This window comes from Nonomuraea helvata (assembly GCF_039535785.1).
Lineage (GTDB): Bacteria > Actinomycetota > Actinomycetes > Streptosporangiales > Streptosporangiaceae > Nonomuraea > Nonomuraea helvata.
Genome location: NZ_BAAAXV010000005.1, coordinates 1,242,024 through 1,263,999 on the forward strand (window position 1 = coordinate 1,242,024; position 21,976 = coordinate 1,263,999).

Sequence of the window (21,976 nt, forward strand, 5' to 3'; positions counted from 1 at the left end):
TGGGAGCATGCCGATGAGGACAGAGCTCGACCGCCTCGCGGGAGGGGCGCACCACGATCCGCACTCCGTGCTCGGAGCGCACCCCGGGACCGGCGGGGTGGTTTTCCGCACCTTGCGCCCGCTGGCCGAGCGGGTGCGGGTGGTGCTGGACGACGGTACGACCCATGACATGAAACACCAGGCCCACGGGGTGTTCGAGGTCACGGTCCCGGGGCTGGACAAGGTGCCCGACTACACGCTGAGCGTCAAGTACGCCGACCACGACCCGTACGAGGTGCGCGACCCGTACCGGCACTGGCCCACGCTCGGCGAGGTGGACCTGCACCTCATCGGCGAAGGGCGGCACGAGCGGCTGTGGGAGGCGCTCGGCGCCCGCGTGATGAAGCACGAGGACGTGGAGGGCACGGCGTTCGCCGTCTGGGCGCCCAACGCGCGCGGCATCCGGGTCGTCGGCGACTTCAACCACTGGGACGGCACCGCCTACCCGATGCGCTCGCTGGGCCGCTCGGGGGTGTGGGAGCTGTTCGTCCCCGGGGTCGGGGCGGGCGAGCGGTACAAGTACCAGATCCTGGGCGCCGACGGCGTGTGGCGTGACAAGGCCGACCCGATGGCCAGGCGCACCGAGGTGCCGCCGCTGACGGCGTCCGTGGTCGACAAGTCGGCCTACGCCTGGGGCGACGACGCCTGGCTCGCCGACCGGCTCGAGAAGCGTCCGCTGGACGAGCCGATGAGCGTCTACGAGGTGCACCTCGGGTCGTGGCGGCCCGGGCTGTCGTACGTGGAGCTGGCCGACCAGCTCTCCTCGTACGTGTCCGACATGGGGTTCACGCACGTGGAGCTGCTGCCGGTGGCCGAGCACCCGTTCGGCGGGTCGTGGGGCTACCAGGTGACGTCCTACTACGCGCCGACGGCCCGGTTCGGCACGCCCGACGAGTTCCGCCACTTCGTGGACATGATGCACCAGCGCGGCATCGGCGTGCTGCTGGACTGGGTGCCCGCGCACTTCCCGATGGACGACTGGGCGCTGGCGCGCTTCGACGGCACTCCGCTCTACGAGCACGCCGACCCGGCCAGGGGCGAGCATCCTGACTGGGGCACGTACGTGTTCGACTTCGGCCGCAGGGAGGTGCGCAACTTCCTGGTGGCCAACGCGCTCTTCTGGCTGAAGGAGTTCCACATCGACGGGCTGCGCGTGGACGCGGTGGCGTCGATGCTCTACCTCGACTACTCGCGGCGCGAGGGCGAGTGGACGCCGAACATCTACGGCGGCAGGGAGAACCTCGACGCGGTCGAGTTCCTCAAGGAGATGAACGCCGTCGTCTACCGGGAGGCGCCCGGCATCTCGACCGTCGCCGAGGAGTCGACGGCCTGGCCGGGTGTCTCGCGCCCGGTCCACCTGGGCGGGCTCGGGTTCGGCTTCAAGTGGAACATGGGCTGGATGCACGACACGCTCGAATACCTGCGCCACGAGCCGGTCTTCCGCCAGTACCACCACCATCAGCTGACGTTCTCGCTGCTGTACGCCTACTCCGAGAACTACGTGCTGCCGCTCTCCCACGACGAGGTCGTGCACGGCAAGGGCTCGCTGCTCGGCAAGATGCCGGGCGACGAATGGCAGCGTTTCGCGCAGTTGCGGGCGTTGCTGGCGTTCATGTGGGCGCATCCGGGCAAGCAGCTGCTGTTCATGGGCGGCGAGTTCGGCCAGGGGTCGGAGTGGTCGGAGGAGCGCGGGCTGGACTGGTGGGTCCTGGAGTTCGACGGGCACCAGGGCGTGCAGCGGCTGGTACGCGACCTGAACCGGATCTACCGCGGGACCCCGGCGCTGTGGGAGCAGGACGCCAGGCCCGAGGGGTTCCGGTGGATCGACGCCGACGACGCCTCCGGTAACACGTTCTCATTCCTCCGGTATGCGAACGACGGGTCCGCGGTGGCGTGCGTGATCAACTTCAGCGGCGCGCCGCACGAGAGCTACCGGCTCGGCCTCCCGTACGCGGGCCAGTGGTCGGAGGTCGTCAACACCGACGCCTACGACTACTGGGGCAGCGGCGTGGGCAACCTCGGGACCGTCGAAGCCGACGGCGAGCCCTGGCACGGGCTGCCGCACTCGGCCACGCTCCGGGTGCCGCCACTCGGCGCGGTGTGGCTCACCCACGAAGGAGACACACTGAACGTTTGAGGGAACGATTAGAGCCGACGCACGCTGAAAGTTCGGTGAGAAACCGGCCAGGGGGACTGTGCCTGTCCGATAAATCACCCTAAACTCCGAGATCATCCCCCTCGGAGGACGCGTGCGACTTCGCCCCCTGATCGTGAGCACGATCGTGCTGGCCCTGCTGCCGCTGTCTGGTCCGGCCTACGCCGAGGACCCGACGCCCACCCCCGGCGACTCCTCGAGCCAGACCAAGGTCGAGGAGGGGTTAGGCGTCGACGGCGGAGCAGTGCGAGCCGTCGTCGAGCTGACCGATCCCGCGCAGAACGCGCCCGTGGCGACCCAGGCGGCGACCGAGAGCGTGGAGGTGCTGCTCCAGCCGCCGAGCCAGTCGTTCATGGTCGTGGAGGGCACCGCGGAGGAGCTGGCCAGGCTGGCCGAGGACCCGCGGGTCACCTCCATCCACCGGGACAGGACGTACTCGCCGGTGGACGTCGGCCCCAACCTCAAGCTGATCGGCGCCGACCAGGCGCAGGCCAAGGGCTACACCGGGGCCGGGCAGGCGGTGGCCGTGCTGGACACCGGCATCGACCGGGACCACCCGTGGTTCCAGAACCGGATCGTGGCCGAGGCCTGCTTCTCCGCCGTGGAGGCCGGGGTCGAGTCGCTCTGCCCGAACGGCCAGACCTCGCAGACCGGCGCGGGCGCGGCGGACGCCACGACGGCGAAGTGCCTGGCGGACGGCGTGAACCTGTGCGAGCACGGCAGCCACGTCGCGGGCATCGCGGCCGGCACCGGAGGTGTGGCGCCAGGCGCGAACATCGTGGCGGTGCAGGTGTTCAGCCGGGTCGACGACCAGGACCTCTGCTTCGGCGAGTCCGCGTGTCTGCTGGCCTACGAGTCGTCGCTGCGGCAGGCCATGGACTACGTGACGGCGCTGAACCAGCCGATCGCCGCGGTCAACCTCAGCCTGGGCGGCGAGCTCTCCGAGACCGACTGCGACGCCAGTGAGGAAGGCGCGATCTTCAAGCCGAAGATCGACGCCCTGCTGGCCAAGGGCACCGCGACCGTGGTGGCCGCGGGGAACGAGTACTTCGAAGGGGCCTCGTACCCGGCCTGCATCTCCTCCGCGGTGGCGGTCGGGGCGAACGACAACAACGACGTCATCGCGCCCTTCTCCAACCGCGGGGCCGTCGTGGACCTGTTCGCGCCGGGCGTGAACGTCGAGTCGTCCGTCCCGGACAACCGGACGGCCGTGTACAGCGGCACCTCGATGGCGAGCCCGCACGTGGCCGGCGCGCTGGCGCTGATGAAGGCGGCCGCGCCGGGCACGTCGATGACCGATCTGATCAACAAGCTGAAGTCGACCGGCAGGCCGTACGTGTACGACGTCAACGGCACCCAGGTCACGACGCCGCGGTTGGACCTGGCGGCGGCCCTGACCGGGGCGGCGCCGCAGCCGTCCATCTCGCAGTCGCCGCCGACCATGCCGACCGACGACCCCGACCCCGAGCCGGGCCCGTCGGACAGCAGCGGCCCCACCCCCGAGCCCGAGAACCCGGGCGACCAGACGCAGCCCTCCACCTCCAGCACGCCGGTCCCGCTGCCCACGGTCACCGTGACCGTGACGGTCACGCCGACCCCGAAGACCACCGCGCAGGTCTGCACGCGCGGCACGGCCGCGGCGAAGCTGACGGCCGCCAAGTGGGCCGTGGAGATCCACCGCAGCAGCGGCACGATCCCGGACGCCACGCTCACCTGCTACCTGAAGCTGATCGCCAAGTCGAGCAAGGTGTTCCCCGAGGTGACCAAGGCGTCCTCGCTGGGCAAGGCGTACCGGGCGCTGAAGAACACCAGGACCAGCAAGGGCAAGCTGGACAGCGCGCTGCTCACGGCCTGGCTGAACTGGGCCCACGGCACGAGCGGCACCACGAAGCTGACCGCCGCCGAGAAGGTGCGGCTGAGCGGCAAGTCGTCCGCCACGGCGCTGAGGAAGGCGGCGAAAAACGTCAAGTAGCGGGCCTCCGGGCCCGCACTGAGGCAAAAACGCCTCCAACGTTTCTCTGGCGACATACGCCACCGACATCACTGTTGTCGCAGGTGGGGAAGTATGCGGCTGTGGGGTGAGCCGGAAGCCGGGAGGAACACGTGAGGCCACGATCTCTGCTGGGCGGCGCCCTGGCCCTGGTCGCGACGTCCGCCGTGCTCGGTGCGGCTCCGGCGCTCCTCGCGGCGACCGAGCCGCCGGTGGGACCGACGGTGGGGCCGCCGGTGCCGCGTGCCGCGGGCAACGGGCCGCTCATCAGCCCCGCGCTCGTGGCGGAGGTCCGGACGAGGTCCAGGGTCCGCTCCATCATCCAGCTCAAGCCGGGAGAGAGCGTCGAAGCCGTCGCGAAGGACGTCGAACAGGCCTCCGCGAGCAGCCGGGTCGTGGACGCCACGTCGTCGCCGCACTTCTTCGTCGCCGAGGTGGACCGCATGACCCTCGCGAGGCTGGAGAAGGACGCCCGGATCCAGGCCGTCTACAAGGACGAGCTGCGAACGACCACTCTCGACGACAACAGCACCGCCCTCATCCGCTCGGACCGGGCGAACCAGGCAGGCTGGACCGGCAAGGGCACGACGGTCGCCATTCTGGACACGGGGATCGACCGCGATCATCCCTACCTCGCCGGCCGGATCGTGGACGAGGCGTGCTTCTCCACCTCGGACCCCCGCGACGGCACCGTCTCGCTCTGCCCGAACAACCAGCCCACCCAGACGGGCCCCGGCGCGGCCGACGCCGAGACGGCCCAGTGCATCGTCCGGGGCGCGAACGCCTGCTCCCACGGCACGCACGTGGCGGGCATCGCCGCCGGCCGGATGACCGCGGGCGCGCCCGCCAACGGCGTCGCCCCAGACGCGGGCATCCTGCCGATCCAGGTCTTCAGCCGCGTGGACAACGCGATGACCTGCGAGGTCGGCCGCACTCCCCCGCCGTGCTTCCTCAGCTACCTCTCCGACGAGAAGCTGGCGCTCGAGTACGTCGCGCGGGTGGTCAGTGCCCACAACATCGCCGCGGTGAACATGAGCCTCGGCGGCGGCGGCCCGTACACCGAGGCGTGCGACACGGACGCGGCCGCCTCCGCGGTCAAGCCGGAGTTCGACACGCTGGTGAGCATGGGCGTGGCGCCCGTGGTGGCGGCCGGCAACAACGGCTTCGCGAACGGCATCGTCGCCCCCGCCTGCCTGTCCAGCGCCATCGCGGTGGGCGCCACCGACGGCTTCGACCAACCGGCCCGCTTCACCAACCGGGGGCCGATGCTCGACCTGTTCGCGCCGGGCGTGAGCATCAGGTCCTCGGTGCCCGACGACACGTACGTCGAGCGCAGCGGCACCTCGATGGCCGCGCCGCACGTGGCGGGGATGTTCGCGCTGATGAAGCAGGCGTACCCGGACTTCACGGTCGCGCAGAGCCTGCAGCGCCTGCAGGGAACGGGCGCGGCGATCCGCTACTCCGCCGCGGGCACCCTCGTGACCACGGCCAGGATCGACGCGCAGCACGCCACGTCGGCCGCGCACGCCTGAGCCCTATGACACCAGTTGTCCAATTAACTACACTTCTGCAACAAACGCCCCCGATCCCCCCGGAGGAACAGTTGAGACTGTCGTCTCTACTGGCCGGCGCCATCGCGTTAGCCGCAACCTCGATGGCCGCTCCGCACGTGACGGGCGCCCTGGCCCTGCTCCGCCAGAAGCGGCCCCGCGCGGGGGTGGACCAGCTGGTCGACCTGCTGCGGCGCTCGGGCAAGCCGATCACGTACACGAGCGCGGGGGCCGAGGTCACGACGCCCCGCATCAACGTGTACGCGGCCCTGCACAGTCGCTGAATCCGCAGGCCGGGGCAACGGGGCTGCCCGTTGCCCCGGGCAGCGCTAGATCAGTTCCCGGAGCACGTCGTCGACCGGAGTGGCGCTCACGCCGAGGACCTTCTCGGTCTCGGAGAAGTCGACGACGAAGGGGTGGCCGGGCTTGATGAGCGCTTCGTGCATCTCCCCCCAGAGCGGGTCGGTGAAGCCGAGCAGGGTCAGGTCGCGTTCGGTCATCTCCTCCATCCGCGGCTCGGGCGCCCCCGCGAGCCGCGCGAGCCGCCCGGCCAGCTCCCGCACCGACAGGGTCGCGGTGGGCACGTGCCAGGCCCTGCCGTACGCCTGCTCATCGCGGCTCGCGGCGACCAGGGTGCGCGCGGTGTCGCCGATCGACGAGTAGCTGTGGGGCACGTCGAGCTCCTGCGGCACCAGGGCGAGCCGGCCTTCCAGTGCGGGCCGCTGCACCATGAGGCTGAACACGGAGAAGGCGCCCGCGCCGTAGAACTGGGCAGCCCGCACCTCCGTGACCTTCACTCCTGAGGAGGCGGCCTCCTCCCATGCCCGCGCCCTGGCCCGCCCCTTGGGCCCGGTCGCGGCCAGCGGGAAGTCGGGCGCGATCGGCCTGTCCACCGGCCCGTAGCCGTACATGTTGCCGAGCATCACGTAGGCGGCACCGGTCCGCCGCACCGCGGTGAGCAGCGACGCCGTCAGGATCGGCAGCTGCTCGGGCCAGACGTGGTACGGCGGCACGGCGGTGGTGAACAGCGTGTCCGCGCCCTCGGCCAGCTCGGTGAGCCGGTCGGCGTCGGTCGCGTCCGCGGCGACCTTCTCGACGAGCGGATGGTCGGGCCCGCCGCCGGTGCGGCTGATCATTCGTACCCGCTCGCCGTCCTCGGCCAGCAGCAGAGCGGTCCTCGACGCGGCGGCCCCGCGTCCCACGATCACATGAGATTTCATGATGACAACGGTGCCGACCTGTGATCCCGTAGCCTAGTGGCCGGAATGCCAACTATCCGGAGGATCTGGCCATGCACCGCGTCGCCGCAGTGATCGTGCCTCCCGTGCTGAGCTTCGACGTCTCGATCCCCCTCATGGTGTTCGGCGACGACTCCCGCTACGACGTGCGCGTCTGCACGGCGCGGCCCGGCCCGGTGCCGACCGTCGGTGGTCCCGACGTGCTGGTGACGGACGGCCTGGACGCGATGGACGGTGTCGAGACTGTGCTCGCCGTAGGGAGCGGCGGCGAGGAGGCTCCTCCGGAGGTCCTCGACGCCTTGAGGAAGGCCGCCGCCGGCGGGGCACGGATCGCCTCGCTGTGCACGGGGGCGTTCGTGCTGGCCCAGGCCGGCCTGCTCGACGGGCGCCGCGCCACCACCCACTGGGGGCTGGCCGCCGACCTCGCCGCCCGCTTCCCTGCGATCGACGTCCGCCCCGACGTCCTGTTCGTCGAGGACGGCGGCATCTTCACCTCGGCGGGCGCCGCCGCCGCCATCGACCTCTGCCTGCATCTGATCAGGCTCGACTACGGAGCGGCGGTGGCCAACGCGGCGGCGCGGCTCGCGGTCGTCTCTCCCGTACGGCCGGGCGGCCAGGCCCAGTTCATCGAGACCCCGCTGCCTCCCGAGCGCGGCACCTCACTCGCCCCCACCCGGGCCTGGGCGCTCGAGCGCCTCGACCGACCGCTCACCCTGGCGGACCTGGCCGGCCATGCCAGGGTGAGCGTGCGGACGCTGACCAGGCGCTTCCACGCCGAGACCGGCCTGAGCCCGCTCCAGTGGCTGCTGCACCGGCGCGTCGACCGGGCCAGGGAGCTGCTGGAGACCACCGAGCTGCCCATGGACCAGGTTGCCGAGAAGAGCGGCCTGGGCAGCCCGGACTCCCTCCGCAAGCACCTGGCAGGCCGGGTCGGGCTCACTCCCACGGCCTACCGCGCCAGCTTCACCCGCATGGGGTGATCGCCCGTCAGCGGTTCCGTGCCCCCGCCACCAGCCGGATGGCGGCGTTCAGGCGGTTCCACGCGTTCAGCGCCCGGTAGCCGTCCGGCAGCAGCTTCACGGGGTGTGCCATCCGTGCTTGCATGGTTCGCTCCAAGTGCGTCCAGGTTCCGGCTGTCGGCGGTAGGACGGGGCAGCGAGCGAGAATGTGACAGCCGCGGTGAGCGCCCGGTGAGCGGGCGGTGAGCCCTCCGGAGCAGGCTCTGCGTCATGAAGAACCGCAACGTCCTGATCTCCGGCGCCTCGGTCGCCGGCCCCGCCCTCGCCTACTGGCTCCGCCGCCACGGCTTCAACCCCACGATCGTGGAGCGCGCCCCCGCGCTCCGGGACGGCGGCTACGCCGTCGACTTCCGCGGCGAGGTCCACCTGTCGATCCTGCGCCGCATGGGCATCCTGGCCGACCTCGAGCGTGCCCGCACCGGCATGGGCTCCATGGCGTACGTCAACAGCGCCGGCAAGGTGCAGGCCAAGATGCCCGCCGACCTCTTCGCCGGGGACATCGAGATCCTCCGGGGCGACCTCGTGCGCATCCTGTACGACGCCACCAAGGACCACACCGAGTACATCTTCGGGGACTCCATCACCTCGCTCGCCGAGGACGACCACGGCGTGACCGTCACCTTCGAGCGCACCCCGCCCCGCAGGTTCGACCTGGTGATCGGCGCCGACGGGCTGCACTCCAACACCCGCCGCCTGACGTTCGGGCCGGAGGAGCAGTTCGTCAAGCACCTCGGCCTCTACTGCGCGATCTTCACCACCTCCAACTACCTCGGGCTCGACCACACCGGGCACGCCTACCGCACCGGGGGCAAGGTGGTCATGCTGCACAGCTCCCGCCACAACGCCGAGGCCAGGGCCGTCTTCTACTTCTCCTCCCCGGAGCTCGACCTCAACCGCCGCGACGTGGCCAGGCAGCAGGCCGTCCTCGCCGAGCAGTACACCGGCAACGGCTGGCAGAGCGACCGGCTGCTGAACGAGATGCGGCACGCGCCCGACTTCTACTTCGACTCGGTCGGCCAGGTCCACATGGACACCTGGACGCGGGGCCGGGTCGCCCTGGTCGGCGACGCCGCCTACTGCCCCTCCTCCCTGTCGGGCATGGGCTCGGGGCTCGCCCTGGTGGGTGCGTACGTCCTGGCGGGAGAACTGGCGGCCGCGCAGGGCGACCACCGCGTCGCGTTCGCCCGCTACGAGGAGGAGCTGCGTGAGTACGCCGTCGGCTGCCAGAAGATGGGCGACGGCGTCGCCGGCCTCATGGTCCCGGGCAGCCGCTTCGTGGCCGGGCTGCTCAACCGCTACTACAAGCTCATGCCGTACCTGCCGGGGAAGAACATGGCCGCCAAGATCGCCCGCAGGACCGCCGAGAACATCACGCTACGGGACTACCGGGACCTCGCCCTACGCTAACCGGAGTCCATGGCCATGGTCTGCAAACAGCCAAGCCCATTTCGAATGGCGTCGCTTAGGGTGGCTTCTATGGACGCAGGCAAGGCGATCTTCGAAACCGTCGACAAGCTTCGCCAGCGGCGCACGGCCCCGCTGGTGCTCGAGCTCGATCTCACAGAGGGCATCACCGAGGGCCCGCCGGCGGACCCGCTCGCCGCGGTGCTGTCCATGCGCAAGACGCGCCTGTCCGACGTCCTGTCCGGTCTCAAGCGGGCCAGACAGGACTCCAGGGTCAAGGCGCTGGTGGTGAAGATCGGCAGCAACCCGCTCGGCCTGGCCATGGTGCAGGAGCTGCGCCAGGCCGTGATCCAGTTCAGGGCGGCGGGCAAGCTGACCGTCGCGTTCGCCGAGACGTTCGGGGAGTTCGGCGGCGGCACGGTGCAGTACTACCTGGCCACCGCGTTCGAGCGCGTCTACCTGCAGCCGAGCGGCGACGTCGGGCTCACCGGGGTGGCGCTGGAGCAGCGCTTCGTCAAGGGGGCGCTGACCAAGCTGGGCGTGGGCTACGAGGCCGGGCAGCGGCACGAGTACAAGACCGCCGTCAACACCTTCACCCAGGACCACATGACCGACCCGCACCGCGAGTCCATGAGCCGCATCGTCGAGTCGGTCACCGAGAGCCTCATCACGGGCATCGCCGACGGGCGCCGGCTCGACCCGGGCAAGGTCCGCGAGCTGATCGACCGCGGCCCGTTCACCGCCGGCGAGGCCGAGGAGGCCGGTCTTGTCGACCGGCTGGCCTACCGCGACGAGGTGTACGACGAGGTCAAGCAGGCGGCGGGCGACGAAGCCCACCTGCTGTTCATCTCCCGCTACGCCAGGGGCGCGGCCGTGAAGAAGCTGCCGAACCCGATGGCCGACGGGGTCGCGCTCATCCACGGCACCGGCATGATCAGGACCGGTCGCAGCGGCCGCAGCCCGCTCGGCGGCGGCGGGGCGATGGGCTCCGACACGGTCAGCGCCGCGTTCCGCGCGGCGCGGCGGGACGAGCACGTCAAGGCCGTCGTGTTCCGGGTGGACAGCCCCGGCGGCTCGTACGTGGCCTCCGACACGGTGTGGCGCGAGGTGATCCTGACGCGCAAGGTCAAGCCGGTGATCGTCTCCATGGGCGACATGGCGGCGTCCGGCGGCTACTTCGTCTCGATGGCCGCCGACGTGATCGTGGCCCAGCCCGGCACGCTGACGGGCTCGATCGGCGTGTACGGCGGCAAGCCGGTCCTCGCCGAAATGCTGGAAAAAATCGGGATAAATTCAGAACTTGTCGCCGAGGGGACCAACGCCGGCATGTTCTCCACCTCCCGCGGCTTCTCCTCCGAGCAGTGGGAACGCGTGAACGCCTGGCTCGACCGGATCTACGATGACTTCGTGGGCAAGGTGGCCCAGAGCCGCGACCTCACCCGTGAGCGCGCGCACGAGCTGGCCCGCGGCCGCGTGTGGACCGGCGCCGACGCGCACGCCAGCGGGCTCGTGGACGAACTGGGCGGCCTGGAGGACGCGCTGGCCCTGGCCAGAAAGCGCACCGGCCTCGCCGACGACGCCCCCGTCCGCACCTATCCCCGGCTCAACCCGCTGGAGCGGCTGCGCGGGCCCGAGTCCAGCGAGGACAAGTCCGCCGCCCTCGCGCGGATCCGCCTCGACGCGTGGGGCCCGCTCGCCCGCCTCTCCGCCGAGCTGGGCCTCCCGGCCACCGGCCCGCTCCTGCTGCCCGCCTGGTACACGATCCGCTGACCACGCACATGGCGGGCCGTCAGGTCCCCGCGGCGCGGTAGCGGCCGGGCGCGTGGCAGGCCGTCAGGTTCCCGCGGCGCGGTAGCGGCCGCGCAGCCGTACCAGGGGTTGGAGTGAGGGGCTGACGTAGGGGACGGCGAGGACGGCGGCGATGAAGAGCGTGTGGTCCCCGGCCGGGACCACCTTGGTGGTCTCCGCCTCCAGGGCGGCCACGCCGCCCTCCACCACCAGCGCGTCCGTCTGCGCGCCCCGGTGGTGCGGAGTGCCGGCCAGCAGCAGCCTGGCGCTGGGGCGGCCCGCGGTGGCGAAGCGGCTGGCGACAGCCGCCTGGCCGGATGACAGGAGGGAGGCCGCCCAGCGGTCCTGGCGGAGCAGGACCTCGCTGAGGTAGCCGCTGCTCGCCAGGCTCACCAGCACGAGCGGGGGCTCCAACGAGACCGACATCAGTGCCGACACCGTGACGCCCAGGTCGTCGCGCCCGTCGCGTACGGTCACCACCGCCACCCCGGCCGCGAGCTGCGCCATCGCCTCCGTGAACTCGCTCACAGACATACAGTGTGGGGCCCCCGGCGAGCGGGGACCCTCACCGGGGTCAGCCGAGGCCGTTGGAGGTCAGCCATTCCTTGGCCACCGTGGCGGGCTCGTCCTTGTTGACGGAGATCTTCTGCATCATGTCCATAAGGGACTGCGTGGTCAGCTTCGCCGAGACGGCGTTCAGCGTGGTCTTGATCGTGTCGGTCGCGCCCGCCTTGTAGAGCAGCGGCGTCACGTTCTGGGCGGGGAAGATGTTCTTGGGGTCCTGCAGCGGCACGAGGTTGTTCGCCGTCATCTTGGGGTCGGTGGTGAACACGTTGCCGACCTGGATCGTGCCGTCCTTGATCGCGTCAGAGGTGGTCGGGCCCGTGGGCTTCCACTCCTTGAACTCGATCCCGTAGACCTCCTTGAACCGCGCCTCCCACCGCTTCTTGAACTCGGGCGGCCCGCCCACGACGAAGCTCTTGGAGACCTTGGCCAGGTCCTCCATGGTGTTCAGCGACTGCTTGGTCTGGGTGTCCTTGCTGATCGACAGGCTGTCCTTGTCCTCGGCCGGCGAGGAGTCGAGGACCTCCAGCTCGGCCGGCAGCTTCTCCTTCAGCGCGGTGTTGACCTCGTCGGTGGTCGCGGCCGTGTTCTTCAGGTCGACGAAGGCCAGCAGGTTGCCGTTGTACTCGGGCACGATCGTCAGGCCGCCACTCTTGACCTGGTCGAACACGGCCTCACGGCTGCCGATGCGCGGTTTCTCCGTGACCTGCACGCCCTTGGCCTCAAGCGCCTGCGCGTAGATGGAGCCAAGCAGCACGCTCTCGTCGAAGTCGAAGGACCCGATGACAGCCTTGCCCCCGCCCCCGCCCGAAGCCGAACCACTGGGGGCCGCGCTCGAGGTGTCGAGCGGGTTGCCTCCAGTGCTACCACCACCACCACCGCAGGCGGCCATCCCGAGCATCGCCGACATGAGCACCGCGGCGATGCCGTACTTGCGTCCCATTTCGATTTTCCCTTCTAAGCGGGGGGTAATAGGGGAGACTACCGAACCTTCACCCTCCGGCTCACCCCTGGGGAGACCGTCACCCTCTGAGCGAGCGTGAACAGTACCTGCACCACGAGGGCGAACAGCACAATCAGTACTGAACCCCCAACAACACTCGCGTAATCCTTCGTCGCGAAACCATCGATCACATACCGTCCGAGACCGCCGAGCCCGGTGTACGCGGCCACGGTGGTGGTGGCCACGACCTGGATCGCCGACAGGCGGCATCCCAGCAGGATCAGCGGCAGCGCGACCGGCACGAGCACCCGTCCGAGCACCTGCCCGCCGCGCAGCCCCATCCCGTACGCGGCGTCGCGCAGCTCGGGGTCGACCCCCTTGATGCCCTCGAACGTGTTGACCAGGATCGGCGGGATCGACAGCAGCACCAGCGGGATGATCACCGGCCAGATCGAGGCCGTGCCCAGCAGCAGGACGAACATCACCAGCAGTCCGAGCGTGGGCAGCGCCCTGGCCAGGTTCGCGGAGACGACGACGATCACCTCGCCCCGGCCGGTGTGGCCGATCAGCAGCCCCAGCGGCACCGCGATCAGCACGGCGAGCACCAGCGCCAGGGCCGAGAACTCGAAATGCTCCAGCAGGCGCATGGGGATGCCGGAGGAGCCCGACCAGTTGTCGCCGTTCCCGAAGAACTCGGCCAGCCAGCCGAAGAACGCGGTCAGCCAGCTCACGAACCCGTCCCCTTTCGCGCCCGTACCCATGGAGTGAGCAGCCGCTGCGCCAGCACCAGCAGCCCGTCGGCGATCAGCGCCAGCGCCACGATCAGCACGATGCCGACGATCACCGGCGGCATGAACGGGTTCTGGTACGCCCGCGTGAACAGCCCGCCGAGCCCGCCCTGCCCGATCAGTGCACCCACGCTGACCAGGCTGATGCTGGAGACGGCCACCACCCGCAGCCCCGCCAGCACCACGGGGACGGCGATCGGGAGCTCCACCGCGATCAGCCTGCGCAGCGGCGTGAACCCCATCGCGACGGCCGACTGCCGCACGTGGTCGGGCACCGAGCCCAGCCCGTCCACGACGGCCGGGATCAGCACGGCCATGCCGTAGAAGGTCAGCGGGATGATCACGGTGGCCTGCGACAGCCCGGTCACCGAGATCAGCAGCATGAAGACGGGGAGCGACGGCAGCGCGTAGACGACGTTCATGAAGCCCGAGGTGGGCTGGTAGAGCCAGCGCCAGCGCACGCAGGCGAGCCCGAGCGGCAGCGCGATGACCAGCGCGACGAGGATCGGCACCAGGGACATGGTCAGATGGTCGAGGAGCAGGTTCTTGATGCTGTCGACCCGGCCGGTGTCCCAGTTGCGCCCGATCCACTCCCAGATGGAAGGGGGGCCGTCAGCCATCTGCCGCCTCCGCGAGCGCCTGGTCGAGCGCCTCCCTGGTGGCCACGCCCACGACCTTGCCCTGCTCGTCCACGGCCACGGCACAGCCGGACGGCGACAGCAACGCCGCGTCGAGCGCCGTGCGCAGGGAGTCCCGCCCGTGCACGAACGTCCCGTACGGCTCCAGCTCGTCGGGCCGCGACGGGGAGATCCACCCGGTCGGCCGGCCGTCCGCGTCCACGACGAGCCGCCACGGCGCGTCCTCGGCGCCGGTCAGGTCGGTACGCAACCGCAGCCCCTCCGTCGAGACGAACTGCAACCGCCTGATCCCCCTGTCATGCCCGAGGAACTCCTGCACGAAGTCGTCGGCCGGCTCGGACAGCAGCGTCTTGGGGTCGGCGATCTGCGCCAGCCTGCCGCCCACCCGCAGCACCGCCACGCGGTCGCCCAGCTTGATGGCCTCGTCGATGTCGTGGGTGACGAACACGATGGTCTTGTTCAGCTCGGACTGGAGCCTGAGCAGCTCGTCCTGCAGGCTCGTGCGGACCACCGGGTCCACCGCGCTGAACGGCTCGTCCATGAGCAGCACGGGCGGGTCCGCGGCCAGCGCCCTGGCCACGCCCACGCGCTGCTGCTGACCGCCCGAGAGCTGGAACGGGTAGCGCCCGGCGAGCCCGGGGTCGAGGCCGACGCGTTCGAGCAGCTCCATCGCCCTGTCGCGGGCCTTCTTCTTGTCCCAGCCGAGCAGGTAGGGGACGGTGGCGATGTTGTCGACGATCTTGCGGTGCGGGAACAGCCCGGCCTGCTGGATGACGTACCCGATGCCGCGCCGCAGCGTCGGCGGGTCGATGCCCTGCACCGGCGTGCCGTCGAGGAGGATCTGCCCCTCCGAGGCGTCGATCATGCGATTGATCATCCGGAGTGACGTGGTTTTCCCGCAGCCCGACGGGCCGACGAGCACGGTGATCTCGCCCGTGGGAGCCTCGAGGTCGAGGCGGTCCACTGCGACCGTTCCGTCCGGATAGCGTTTGGTGACAGCGTCAAATGTGATCACGCGCGAACTCTCGCTTCAGGCTTCTGGGGCAGGGGTCGCAGCCCCCTGCCACGACCGCCGCATGATCTCTTGGACCACAGACTACGGCGGCGCGAAGTGCCCTGTCCTCCCCAGTCCCTCCTGAAACGCTTCAGTTGACCTGGATATTTACCTTAAATCCTCATCTGGTAGTGCGCCGGACCATGGTCTGTTGCATGATTACCTCCACGAACTTCTGACGCGCATCCCCCAGCTCCCTCACCCTCCGTAGTCCCGCAGACTCCGCACAAAGCCATCAGCTCCCTCACCCGCAGCGTCCACACGAAGCAACAAGAGGATCCGGCCCCGTGTCCCAGCCGCTCACCGATCAGCGTCAACGCGCCGAGTTGATCGCAGAGCTCTACGACCGTCATGCCGCCGGGCTGTTCGCGTACTGCGCCGACCAGCTCGGCGACCTCGGCTCTGCGTCCGACGTCCTGGTGTCGATGTTCTCCAGCGTCGCCGGGTTCCCGTCCCTCGAGGAGCCACCCCGCGCCTCTCTCTACGCGTTCGCCCGCCGCGAGGTCCACCGCCGGGACATCGTCTACGCGCCGGCCGCCGTCGACCCGCTGATCGACCCGGCCACCGCGCTCGTCGAGCGCGTCGTACGCGAGCTGCGCCCGCACCAGCGCGAGGTGCTGGTGCTGCGCGCGGTGTGCGGGCTGAGCATGGCGGAGCTGGCGTGGGTGCTCGACGTCGCGCCGGACACCGCCGAGGAGCTGGCGGTGGGCGCCGACCACCACTTCAGGCAGGCCCTGGGGGCGGCGCTCGCCTCGACCGGCGCCCGCGTCCCCAAGCCGGTGGCCGACGTGTACGGCGCGCTGAGCGTCGCCCCGCTCCGCGACGTCCTCGGCCGCCTCCCCTGGCCCCAGCCGCCGGGCGCGCTCCGCTTCCATTTCGTCGGCTCCCGTACGGCCGCCCCCGGCCCGCTGTTCGTGAAGCCCCGCTGGCCCAGCCCGCCGAACTGGCCCCAGCCCCTGGCCGACGAGGACCCGGCGACCAGCACGGTCATCTTCCCCGCCGAGCTCCTGACGCCGCCATCGGACTCGCGGCGCCCCGCACACGACGCCACCACGGCCCCCATGCCCAAGCTCCGCGAGTCCGCGGACTCTTCCCGGCCCCGCAGGGATCCGCTGACCTCCACCGAGCACCTTCCCCTCAGGGACCCGTTGGGCTCTCTGCCGCCGCTCCGGGATCCTCTGGGAGCCGTGGACGGCGCGCGACCGTACGTGACGGGGAGCTCTTGGGACGGGAACTCCCCGTCACGTACGGGAAGCTCTTGGGACGGGAGCTCCGGGCCGCCCGACGAGCGCCCGTTCTTCCTGGCCCCGCCCGAGCCCGCGGGCGGCCTCGAGCCGTTCGCCACCGGCGACGTGATCTTACCCAAGGACGCCCCTGAGCCCTTCGCGACCGGCGACGTGCTCTTACCCGGCAGCCTCCCGAAGCCGTTCGCGGGTGACGGCGACATCCTCGCCCCCAGAGACGTCCTGGTGCACAAGGGCCCGGCCCGCCCGCTCCCCCAATCGCCGCAGGCCGACCAGCCCAGCCGCGACGCGGCCCCGCTGTTCCGCCCCCACACGAAGTCCTCCAGACGCCCCGAGCCGGCCGCCCAGCCTGCCCCCGCCGCCCCGGCCAGGCCCGCCGAACCGATCTACCGGCTGCCCGCGCACGACGAGGAACCCGCGTTCCCGCGTGAAAAGCCCGCTCCGGCTCCTGCCGCTTCCCGTCAGAAGCCCTCGAAGACCCGCGCCTCGGGTCAGCAGGCCCCCGCTCCCCGGAGCGCCCCCGCGCCATCCCCTGCTTCGTCCCCCGCTTCATCCGCCGTTCCGTCCGCCGCGGAGTCCTCCCTCCTGGCCCCGCGCCCGGTCCGCGCCCGCCCGACGCCCAAGAAGCGGCCGGAGTACCATGCCCGGCCCGAGAAGGCACGGCGCCGCAGGGACCGGCACTTCGACTGGGCCTGGGAGGCCGTCGGGTTCCTCATCTGCGTGGCGATAGCGATGATCGTCTTCTTCTCGATGCCCCTGTTCGGACATCCGTAAGGGACCGCCAGAGCAGTACATCCAAAGCGCTGATCGCCCACTGACTCCAAGGCGGCCTCGTAAGCGCGCAGGGCGGTGATGACTGACCGTGGTGCGTTCGGCAGGGTTGAGGTCGCGCATGACGCGTTCCTACGCGGAGCCACTGCCAGAAAGCCATTCGCCGGTCGGCGCGGTGTAGGCGGGGCGATGGCGATGATGCTGGCGGGACCGTCGTACTCCAGGTGGCCAGCGCCAGCGTGCGGCCGGTGCACCCCATCGCCGTCAGCGGGTCATACGCTCACTGCTACGCAACCTTGATCGAATGAGGTCCGACGCTGACGGTGATGTCTACATGTCCACCTAGTGCGGCGGCGTAAGCGCGGAGGGTCTCCAACTCCATGGCCGCGAGGTCACCGTTCTCGATCTGAGAAACGCGGGATTGGGAGACGCCCAGGATTTTGGCGACCTCAGCTTGGGTCATGCCGATGGCCGTGCGAAGCTCCTTGAGGTGATGGCCTGCGACGTAGGCATTCAGTTCCGCGCGAGCCTGAGCCTGGCGTTCGGGGTCGGCAAGTTCCGGGTGGCGGCGGTGTGCCTCGGCCTTGATGTCTTGCCAACGGCGTCCGGTGGTCATCGTTCGGCCTCCTTGTCCTTCTCTGCCCGATAGTCGGCGTAGCGGGCTTCGGCCAGCGGGATGGCCTCGTCATACCAGCGGGACCATTGTCCCGCTTTATCCCCCGCCACAAGAAAGATCGCGGCGCGCTCTGGATCAAAGACGAACAGCATGCGGATCTCGGATCGTCCGCGACTGCCGGGTCGAAGCTCTTTGAGATTGTGGAGTCGACTATGTTCGACGGTGTCGACGAGAGGCCGTCCAAGTGCGGGGCCGACCTCGGCCAGTCGGTCGACGGCTTGTTCAATCAGGGCTGCGGTGTCAACGTCGGACTCGCACAGCTTGAGGAACCAGCTCTCAACCGGTTCAAGGAGGATGACGTCCCAGGCCACCTCGCCAATATAACCCCTAACTCATATCGGCGTGCCGGGACTCTGCTCGCGATCATCGGCGGCAAGAGGGCGCGCATGTTTGGGGCATGGCGGGATCCGGATTGCGGCCGGCGCTACCGGTTTTGGTCGAGCCGTACTTACATGGGGATCCGATGTCGCCGTTGCGGTGGACGAGGTCGATGCCGTTGTCGATGCCGCCTGCTTACCCCCATGTGCCGGCGCTTGACGGACACCACCTGGCCACCCACCTCATCCTTCGCCCGACATCCTGGGACCAGCGGGGACAGCTCCGCCGCCTGACGGAGGAGGTGCTGCCCAGCGTCATGAGCTGAGGCCGGCCGGTCCGCGCGGCGACAGCGATGATCGTCTTCTTCTCGATGCCCATGTTCGGGCATCGAGAAGAAGACCTCGTCAGCCCGGTGACGGGGGACCCGCCACCGGTTCCTGTGATGGGGGCAGACAGGACAGGCCGGCCAAGCGGTAGAGCTCGAGCCGTCACGCTTTCCTCGCATCCGCGGGCGAGCCTGCCCTGGGGGATTATCCGACCGCGTAGGCGCGGTGGATGGTCTGGCTGACGGTGTTGCCCGCGGTGTCGATCGACGTGGCGCGCAGGGACACGAACCCTGCCGTGCGCGGGTTGGTCACCCACGCTGTCCAGCCTGAGCCCTTGGCCCTGACCGGGATGCTCTGCCATGTCGCTCCGTCATCGACGGACATCTGCAGGTGGATCGACTTCACGGCCGCTGCGGGAGCGCCGGGATTGCGCTCGATCCAGATCGGGAGGAGGGTGGAGGATCCGGGCTTGGCGCGGTTGTACGCGTCCAGCCCCTCCGGAGCGTAGCGGACCGCCGTCAGTGGGAGCGCTTCCCGCGTCGTGGTGCTCGCCGAGCGGAAGGTCCACGTTGACTCGACCTTCGTGGACAGCGTGGAGTACGGCACCTGCCTGCCGGCCGTTGCGGTGAGCGTGTACGTGGCGGGCTCCGCCGGCAGGCCGGCGGCCAACCAGCACGACTGCGGGTCCCACGGCCCGCACCTGGTGTAATCGATCTTGGAGAGGACCTGATCGCCCTTGGCGAGGCTGATGGTGCCGGTGGCGTCGCCGTCCGCGCCGACCCGGCCGGACACGCCCTCGGAAAACAGCCGGGCACCGTCAAAGGTCAGCGCGTTCCTCTCTCGCCAGGCTCCGAGAGTGGCGAAAGACGGTCCGCTCACCGCGACACCCCACGTCTCCCGGGCATGGCCGTCACGGATGGGCTTGGCGGCGGCCTCCGACACTGCGGACTCACCGACCTGCAGAGCGCTGAACCACTTATACCCCGGTGTCCGGTATTGCGTGAGCGTGCCGGGCAGCGGTACGTCGTTCGTGGGGGTCAACAACCCGTACGGGATGCCGTCGACGGCGTTCGACACAAAGTAGGTGCCTTTCGCGGCCGTTCCCGCGCCACGCAAGGTCGTGGTCATCTTGTCCAGGTCTTTCGTCCTGGCCGTGTACGTCGGGTCTTCGGGGATGCCGTCATGGCGTTCATCCACCAGGTCGTAGCGGAACGGGGTGGGAGAGGCGTCCTTCTTCTGGAAATTCATCCTGGTGAAGTACTTCAGTCCGGGTTGCTTGGAGGCGAGCACGAAGAACCGGTCGCTGATATTTGACCTTCCTGCGGCCCAGCCGAAGTACCACGAGCCGTGGACCACCGTGAATTCGAGCCACCCGCCGGGAACAGCGGTGGGATCGTCCAGGGTGAACCTGATCGGTTTGGCCTTGCGCGTGTCCAGCACCACCTCCATGTCGCGTTCACCGACCTTCACCGGCATGTGCGTGGTCGTCGTGCGCGAGGCTGAGTCCTCGCCTTCGAAGATGTCCACATAGAGGCTCCACTCACCGACGGGGAGCCGGTAGGTGCTCGAACTGCCGAGAAGGGCCACCTGGTGACTCTCGCCCTCGCTGTTGTAGAACTCCCCGATAGCGTTGGTGGGCCGGCCGTCGGTCCCGAGGGCGCTGACCGTCACGTCGTAGGATTCCGGCTCCACGTAGGCGGTGGCGACGGTACGGACGACGAGGTCGCCTGAGCCGGCCGTGATGGTGCCCGGATAGTCACCGGGCGCCTTGCCGGTCGCGTCGATCGTCACGGTGACGGATGCCGTGCCCTTGGCGGGCACCTCGACCCGCTGTGTCGAGGTGCGCAGCACCTCGCCGTCCACGGTGAGGTCCAGCGTGACCGGAGAGTCGCCGGCGTTGGTGTAGGTAAGTTGCCTAGTCGCCTGCCGCTCACCGGATTCGTCCCAGCGGAACTCCGCGCCGATGTTCGCGGGACTGGCGTAGACCTGCTGGCCGACCGCCCGAGCCACGTCGACGCGTCCGGCGCCCTGCTGGAAGTGCGTGGCGCCGGCCTGCGGAGCGGCGCTGCTGATGAGCGCGGCCTTGAGCTGTTCACCGCTCCAGTCCGGGTGCCGCTGGGCGAGGATCGCCGCCGCGCCCGCGACATGCGGCGCTGCCATGGAGGTGCCGTCGTGGGCGACGTAGGGACCGTCCGCTGTGCCTTGCGCGGCCGCCGCCATGATGTTGACGCCGGGAGCGGTCACGTCGGGCTTGATCGCGTGATCGCCCATTCTCGGGCCGCGGCTGGAGAACTCGGCCAACTGATCGGACTTGTCGACCGCGCCGACCGTCAGCGCCGCGTCGGCGCTGCCTGGACTGTTGATCGAGCCGGGAGTTCCGTCGTTGCCCGCTGCGATGACGAACAGTGCTCCCGTACGCGCTGACAGCGTGTTGACGGCCTGCTCCAGCGGGTCGATGCCAGGTGTGTCCAGGCCGCCGATGCTCATGTTGACGATCTTCGCTTTGACCTCGGCAGCGGCCCATTCCATGCCCGCCAAGAGTGCCGATTCGCTGGCGTACTCTCCGCCGACCTTGCCAAGCGCGATCTTCGCGCCCGGTGCCACACCCCGATATTTCTCCCCGGCGCCGGCCACGATGGAGGAGACATGGGTACCGTGGCCGATGTGATCGGTGATGTCAGGTTCGTCGGAGAAGTTCCGCGACTGCGTGACCACGTCCTTCAGATCAGAGTGGGTGGCGTCGTAACCGGAGTCCAGCACGGCGACCGTGACACCGGCTCCGGTCAGCCCCTGCTGCCACGCCTGCGGGGCCCCGATCTGTTTGACACTCTGGTCGAGGGTGAATGGGCGCTTACCGTCGAGCCAGATCTTCGACTTGCCCGCGGCCAGTGACCGCGCGCTGCCGACGAGTCCCTGCCAGGTCTGGCCGGCCTTGGCCTTGGGGACGCTCATGCCGGCCAGCCCGAGCCCGGCCAGTTCCTTGGCCGCCTGGACCCCGCTGACCGCCTTCGCCGCGTTCCCCTCAGCGGACTGCACGATCAGCGGGATCTCCGCCTTGTCAGCGTCGCCGTACTTCCACGAGAGCAACTGCGTGACGTCGAACAACCGCTCGTCCAGCAGGCCCTCGGCCAGCAGCCGTTTCGCGTCCTCCGGAATGATGTGGAGGTGACCTTGACGGCGCCGGACGTCGAACCGGACCTCCCGGCCCGGCCCCGGCTCCACCCGGTAGCCGTTCGCCGTGACGGTGACCCGGTCGCCGGTCAGCAATGTCACCGAGCCTGACACGCCGGTCGCCGGATGCACCAGCTCGGCCTTCGCGACGCTCGCGGTGCCGCCTGCGACAAGAGATCCCGCCACCATCATGGCGAGGGTTGCGTTGGTTAATTTCATATCTCTCCCGTCATCGATGTCAGCCGCGCGGGCCGGGCGCATCGCCTCCGATGGCTCACCTGCCGATGCCTTCGCTCCGCG

The 21,976-nt window shown here is 69.8% G+C and carries 17 protein-coding genes; 8 read left to right on the plus strand and 9 right to left on the minus strand.

Annotated elements, in window-relative coordinates:
- Window positions 1–13 precede the first annotated feature (13 nt).
- From glgB to ABD830_RS25150, 4 genes are all read left to right on the plus strand, one after another.
- On the plus strand, window positions 14–2,176 hold the full coding sequence (gene glgB, locus ABD830_RS25135; RefSeq protein ID WP_344991881.1) for a 1,4-alpha-glucan branching protein GlgB: 2,163 nt from the start codon (window positions 14–16) through the stop codon (window positions 2,174–2,176).
- Between the two features lie 112 nt (window positions 2,177–2,288).
- On the plus strand, window positions 2,289–4,166 hold the full coding sequence (locus tag ABD830_RS25140) for a S8 family peptidase (protein WP_344991883.1): 1,878 nt from the start codon (window positions 2,289–2,291) through the stop codon (window positions 4,164–4,166).
- 131 nt (window positions 4,167–4,297) lie between these two features.
- Window positions 4,298–5,716 (plus strand): S8 family peptidase, encoded by a 1,419-nt coding sequence (locus ABD830_RS25145; RefSeq protein ID WP_344991886.1) that lies wholly within the window; start codon window positions 4,298–4,300, stop codon window positions 5,714–5,716.
- Between the two features lie 5 nt (window positions 5,717–5,721).
- Entirely contained in the window at window positions 5,722–6,018 is a 297-nt protein-coding gene (locus tag ABD830_RS25150) for a S8 family serine peptidase (RefSeq protein ID WP_344991888.1), read from the plus strand.
- A gap of 45 nt (window positions 6,019–6,063) precedes the next feature.
- Here the strand turns inward: ABD830_RS25150 and ABD830_RS25155 are convergent, their stop codons facing one another.
- Window positions 6,064–6,954, minus strand: a complete 891-nt coding sequence (locus ABD830_RS25155) for a Rossmann-fold NAD(P)-binding domain-containing protein (RefSeq protein WP_344991891.1) — start codon at window positions 6,952–6,954, stop codon at window positions 6,064–6,066.
- Window positions 6,955–7,025: 71 nt separating this feature from the next.
- Here ABD830_RS25155 and ABD830_RS25160 point away from each other — a divergent pair, with 71 nt between their 5' ends.
- The 3 genes from ABD830_RS25160 to sppA all read left to right on the plus strand — a co-directional run bounded on the left by ABD830_RS25160 (window position 7,026) and on the right by sppA (window position 11,165).
- Window positions 7,026–7,952 carry a GlxA family transcriptional regulator gene (locus ABD830_RS25160; protein ID WP_344991893.1) on the plus strand — a complete coding sequence of 309 codons (927 nt, stop codon included), beginning with the start codon at window positions 7,026–7,028 and terminating at the stop codon, window positions 7,950–7,952.
- Window positions 7,953–8,201: 249 nt separating this feature from the next.
- Complete coding sequence (locus ABD830_RS25165; RefSeq protein WP_344991896.1) at window positions 8,202–9,398, plus strand: FAD-dependent monooxygenase; 1,197 nt, start codon at window positions 8,202–8,204, stop codon at window positions 9,396–9,398.
- 69 nt (window positions 9,399–9,467) lie between these two features.
- Entirely contained in the window at window positions 9,468–11,165 is a 1,698-nt protein-coding gene (gene sppA, locus ABD830_RS25170) for a signal peptide peptidase SppA (RefSeq protein ID WP_344991898.1), read from the plus strand.
- 63 nt (window positions 11,166–11,228) lie between these two features.
- On the opposite strand, the gene ABD830_RS25175 is transcribed toward sppA, so the two are convergent.
- The 5 genes from ABD830_RS25175 to ABD830_RS25195 are packed head-to-tail and all read right to left on the minus strand — an operon-like array spanning window position 11,229 to window position 15,131.
- A complete protein-coding gene (locus ABD830_RS25175) occupies window positions 11,229–11,717 on the minus strand; it encodes a flavin reductase family protein (protein ID WP_344991900.1) in 489 nt (162 codons plus the stop codon).
- Between the two features lie 40 nt (window positions 11,718–11,757).
- Window positions 11,758–12,690, minus strand: coding sequence for an ABC transporter substrate-binding protein (locus ABD830_RS25180; protein ID WP_344991903.1), 933 nt, complete (start codon window positions 12,688–12,690; stop codon window positions 11,758–11,760).
- Between the two features lie 38 nt (window positions 12,691–12,728).
- Window positions 12,729–13,421, minus strand: coding sequence for an ABC transporter permease (locus ABD830_RS25185; RefSeq protein WP_344991906.1), 693 nt, complete (start codon window positions 13,419–13,421; stop codon window positions 12,729–12,731).
- Entirely contained in the window at window positions 13,418–14,098 is a 681-nt protein-coding gene (locus ABD830_RS25190) for an ABC transporter permease (RefSeq protein WP_344991909.1), read from the minus strand. Before ABD830_RS25190 ends, ABD830_RS25185 begins: the two co-directional genes overlap by 4 nt.
- Entirely contained in the window at window positions 14,091–15,131 is a 1,041-nt protein-coding gene (locus ABD830_RS25195) for an ABC transporter ATP-binding protein (RefSeq protein ID WP_344991912.1), read from the minus strand. The genes ABD830_RS25190 and ABD830_RS25195 overlap by 8 nt, the downstream gene beginning before the upstream one ends.
- 326 nt (window positions 15,132–15,457) lie before the next feature.
- On the opposite strand from ABD830_RS25195, the gene ABD830_RS25200 reads away from it, so the two are divergent.
- Complete coding sequence (locus tag ABD830_RS25200; protein WP_344991915.1) at window positions 15,458–17,188, plus strand: sigma-70 family RNA polymerase sigma factor; 1,731 nt, start codon at window positions 15,458–15,460, stop codon at window positions 17,186–17,188.
- Window positions 17,189–17,471: 283 nt separating this feature from the next.
- On the opposite strand, the gene ABD830_RS25205 is transcribed toward ABD830_RS25200, so the two are convergent.
- From ABD830_RS25205 to ABD830_RS25215, 3 genes are all read right to left on the minus strand, one after another.
- The gene (locus tag ABD830_RS25205) at window positions 17,472–17,801 is read right to left on the minus strand and encodes a helix-turn-helix domain-containing protein (RefSeq protein WP_344991918.1); all 330 of its coding nucleotides are present in this window, start codon (window positions 17,799–17,801) and stop codon (window positions 17,472–17,474) included.
- Window positions 17,798–18,172 carry a type II toxin-antitoxin system RelE/ParE family toxin gene (locus ABD830_RS25210; RefSeq protein ID WP_344991921.1) on the minus strand — a complete coding sequence of 125 codons (375 nt, stop codon included), beginning with the start codon at window positions 18,170–18,172 and terminating at the stop codon, window positions 17,798–17,800. Before ABD830_RS25210 ends, ABD830_RS25205 begins: the two co-directional genes overlap by 4 nt.
- Before the next feature lie 537 nt (window positions 18,173–18,709).
- The gene (locus ABD830_RS25215) at window positions 18,710–21,895 is read right to left on the minus strand and encodes a S8 family serine peptidase (RefSeq protein ID WP_344991924.1); all 3,186 of its coding nucleotides are present in this window, start codon (window positions 21,893–21,895) and stop codon (window positions 18,710–18,712) included.
- Between the last annotated feature and the right edge of the window lie 81 nt (window positions 21,896–21,976).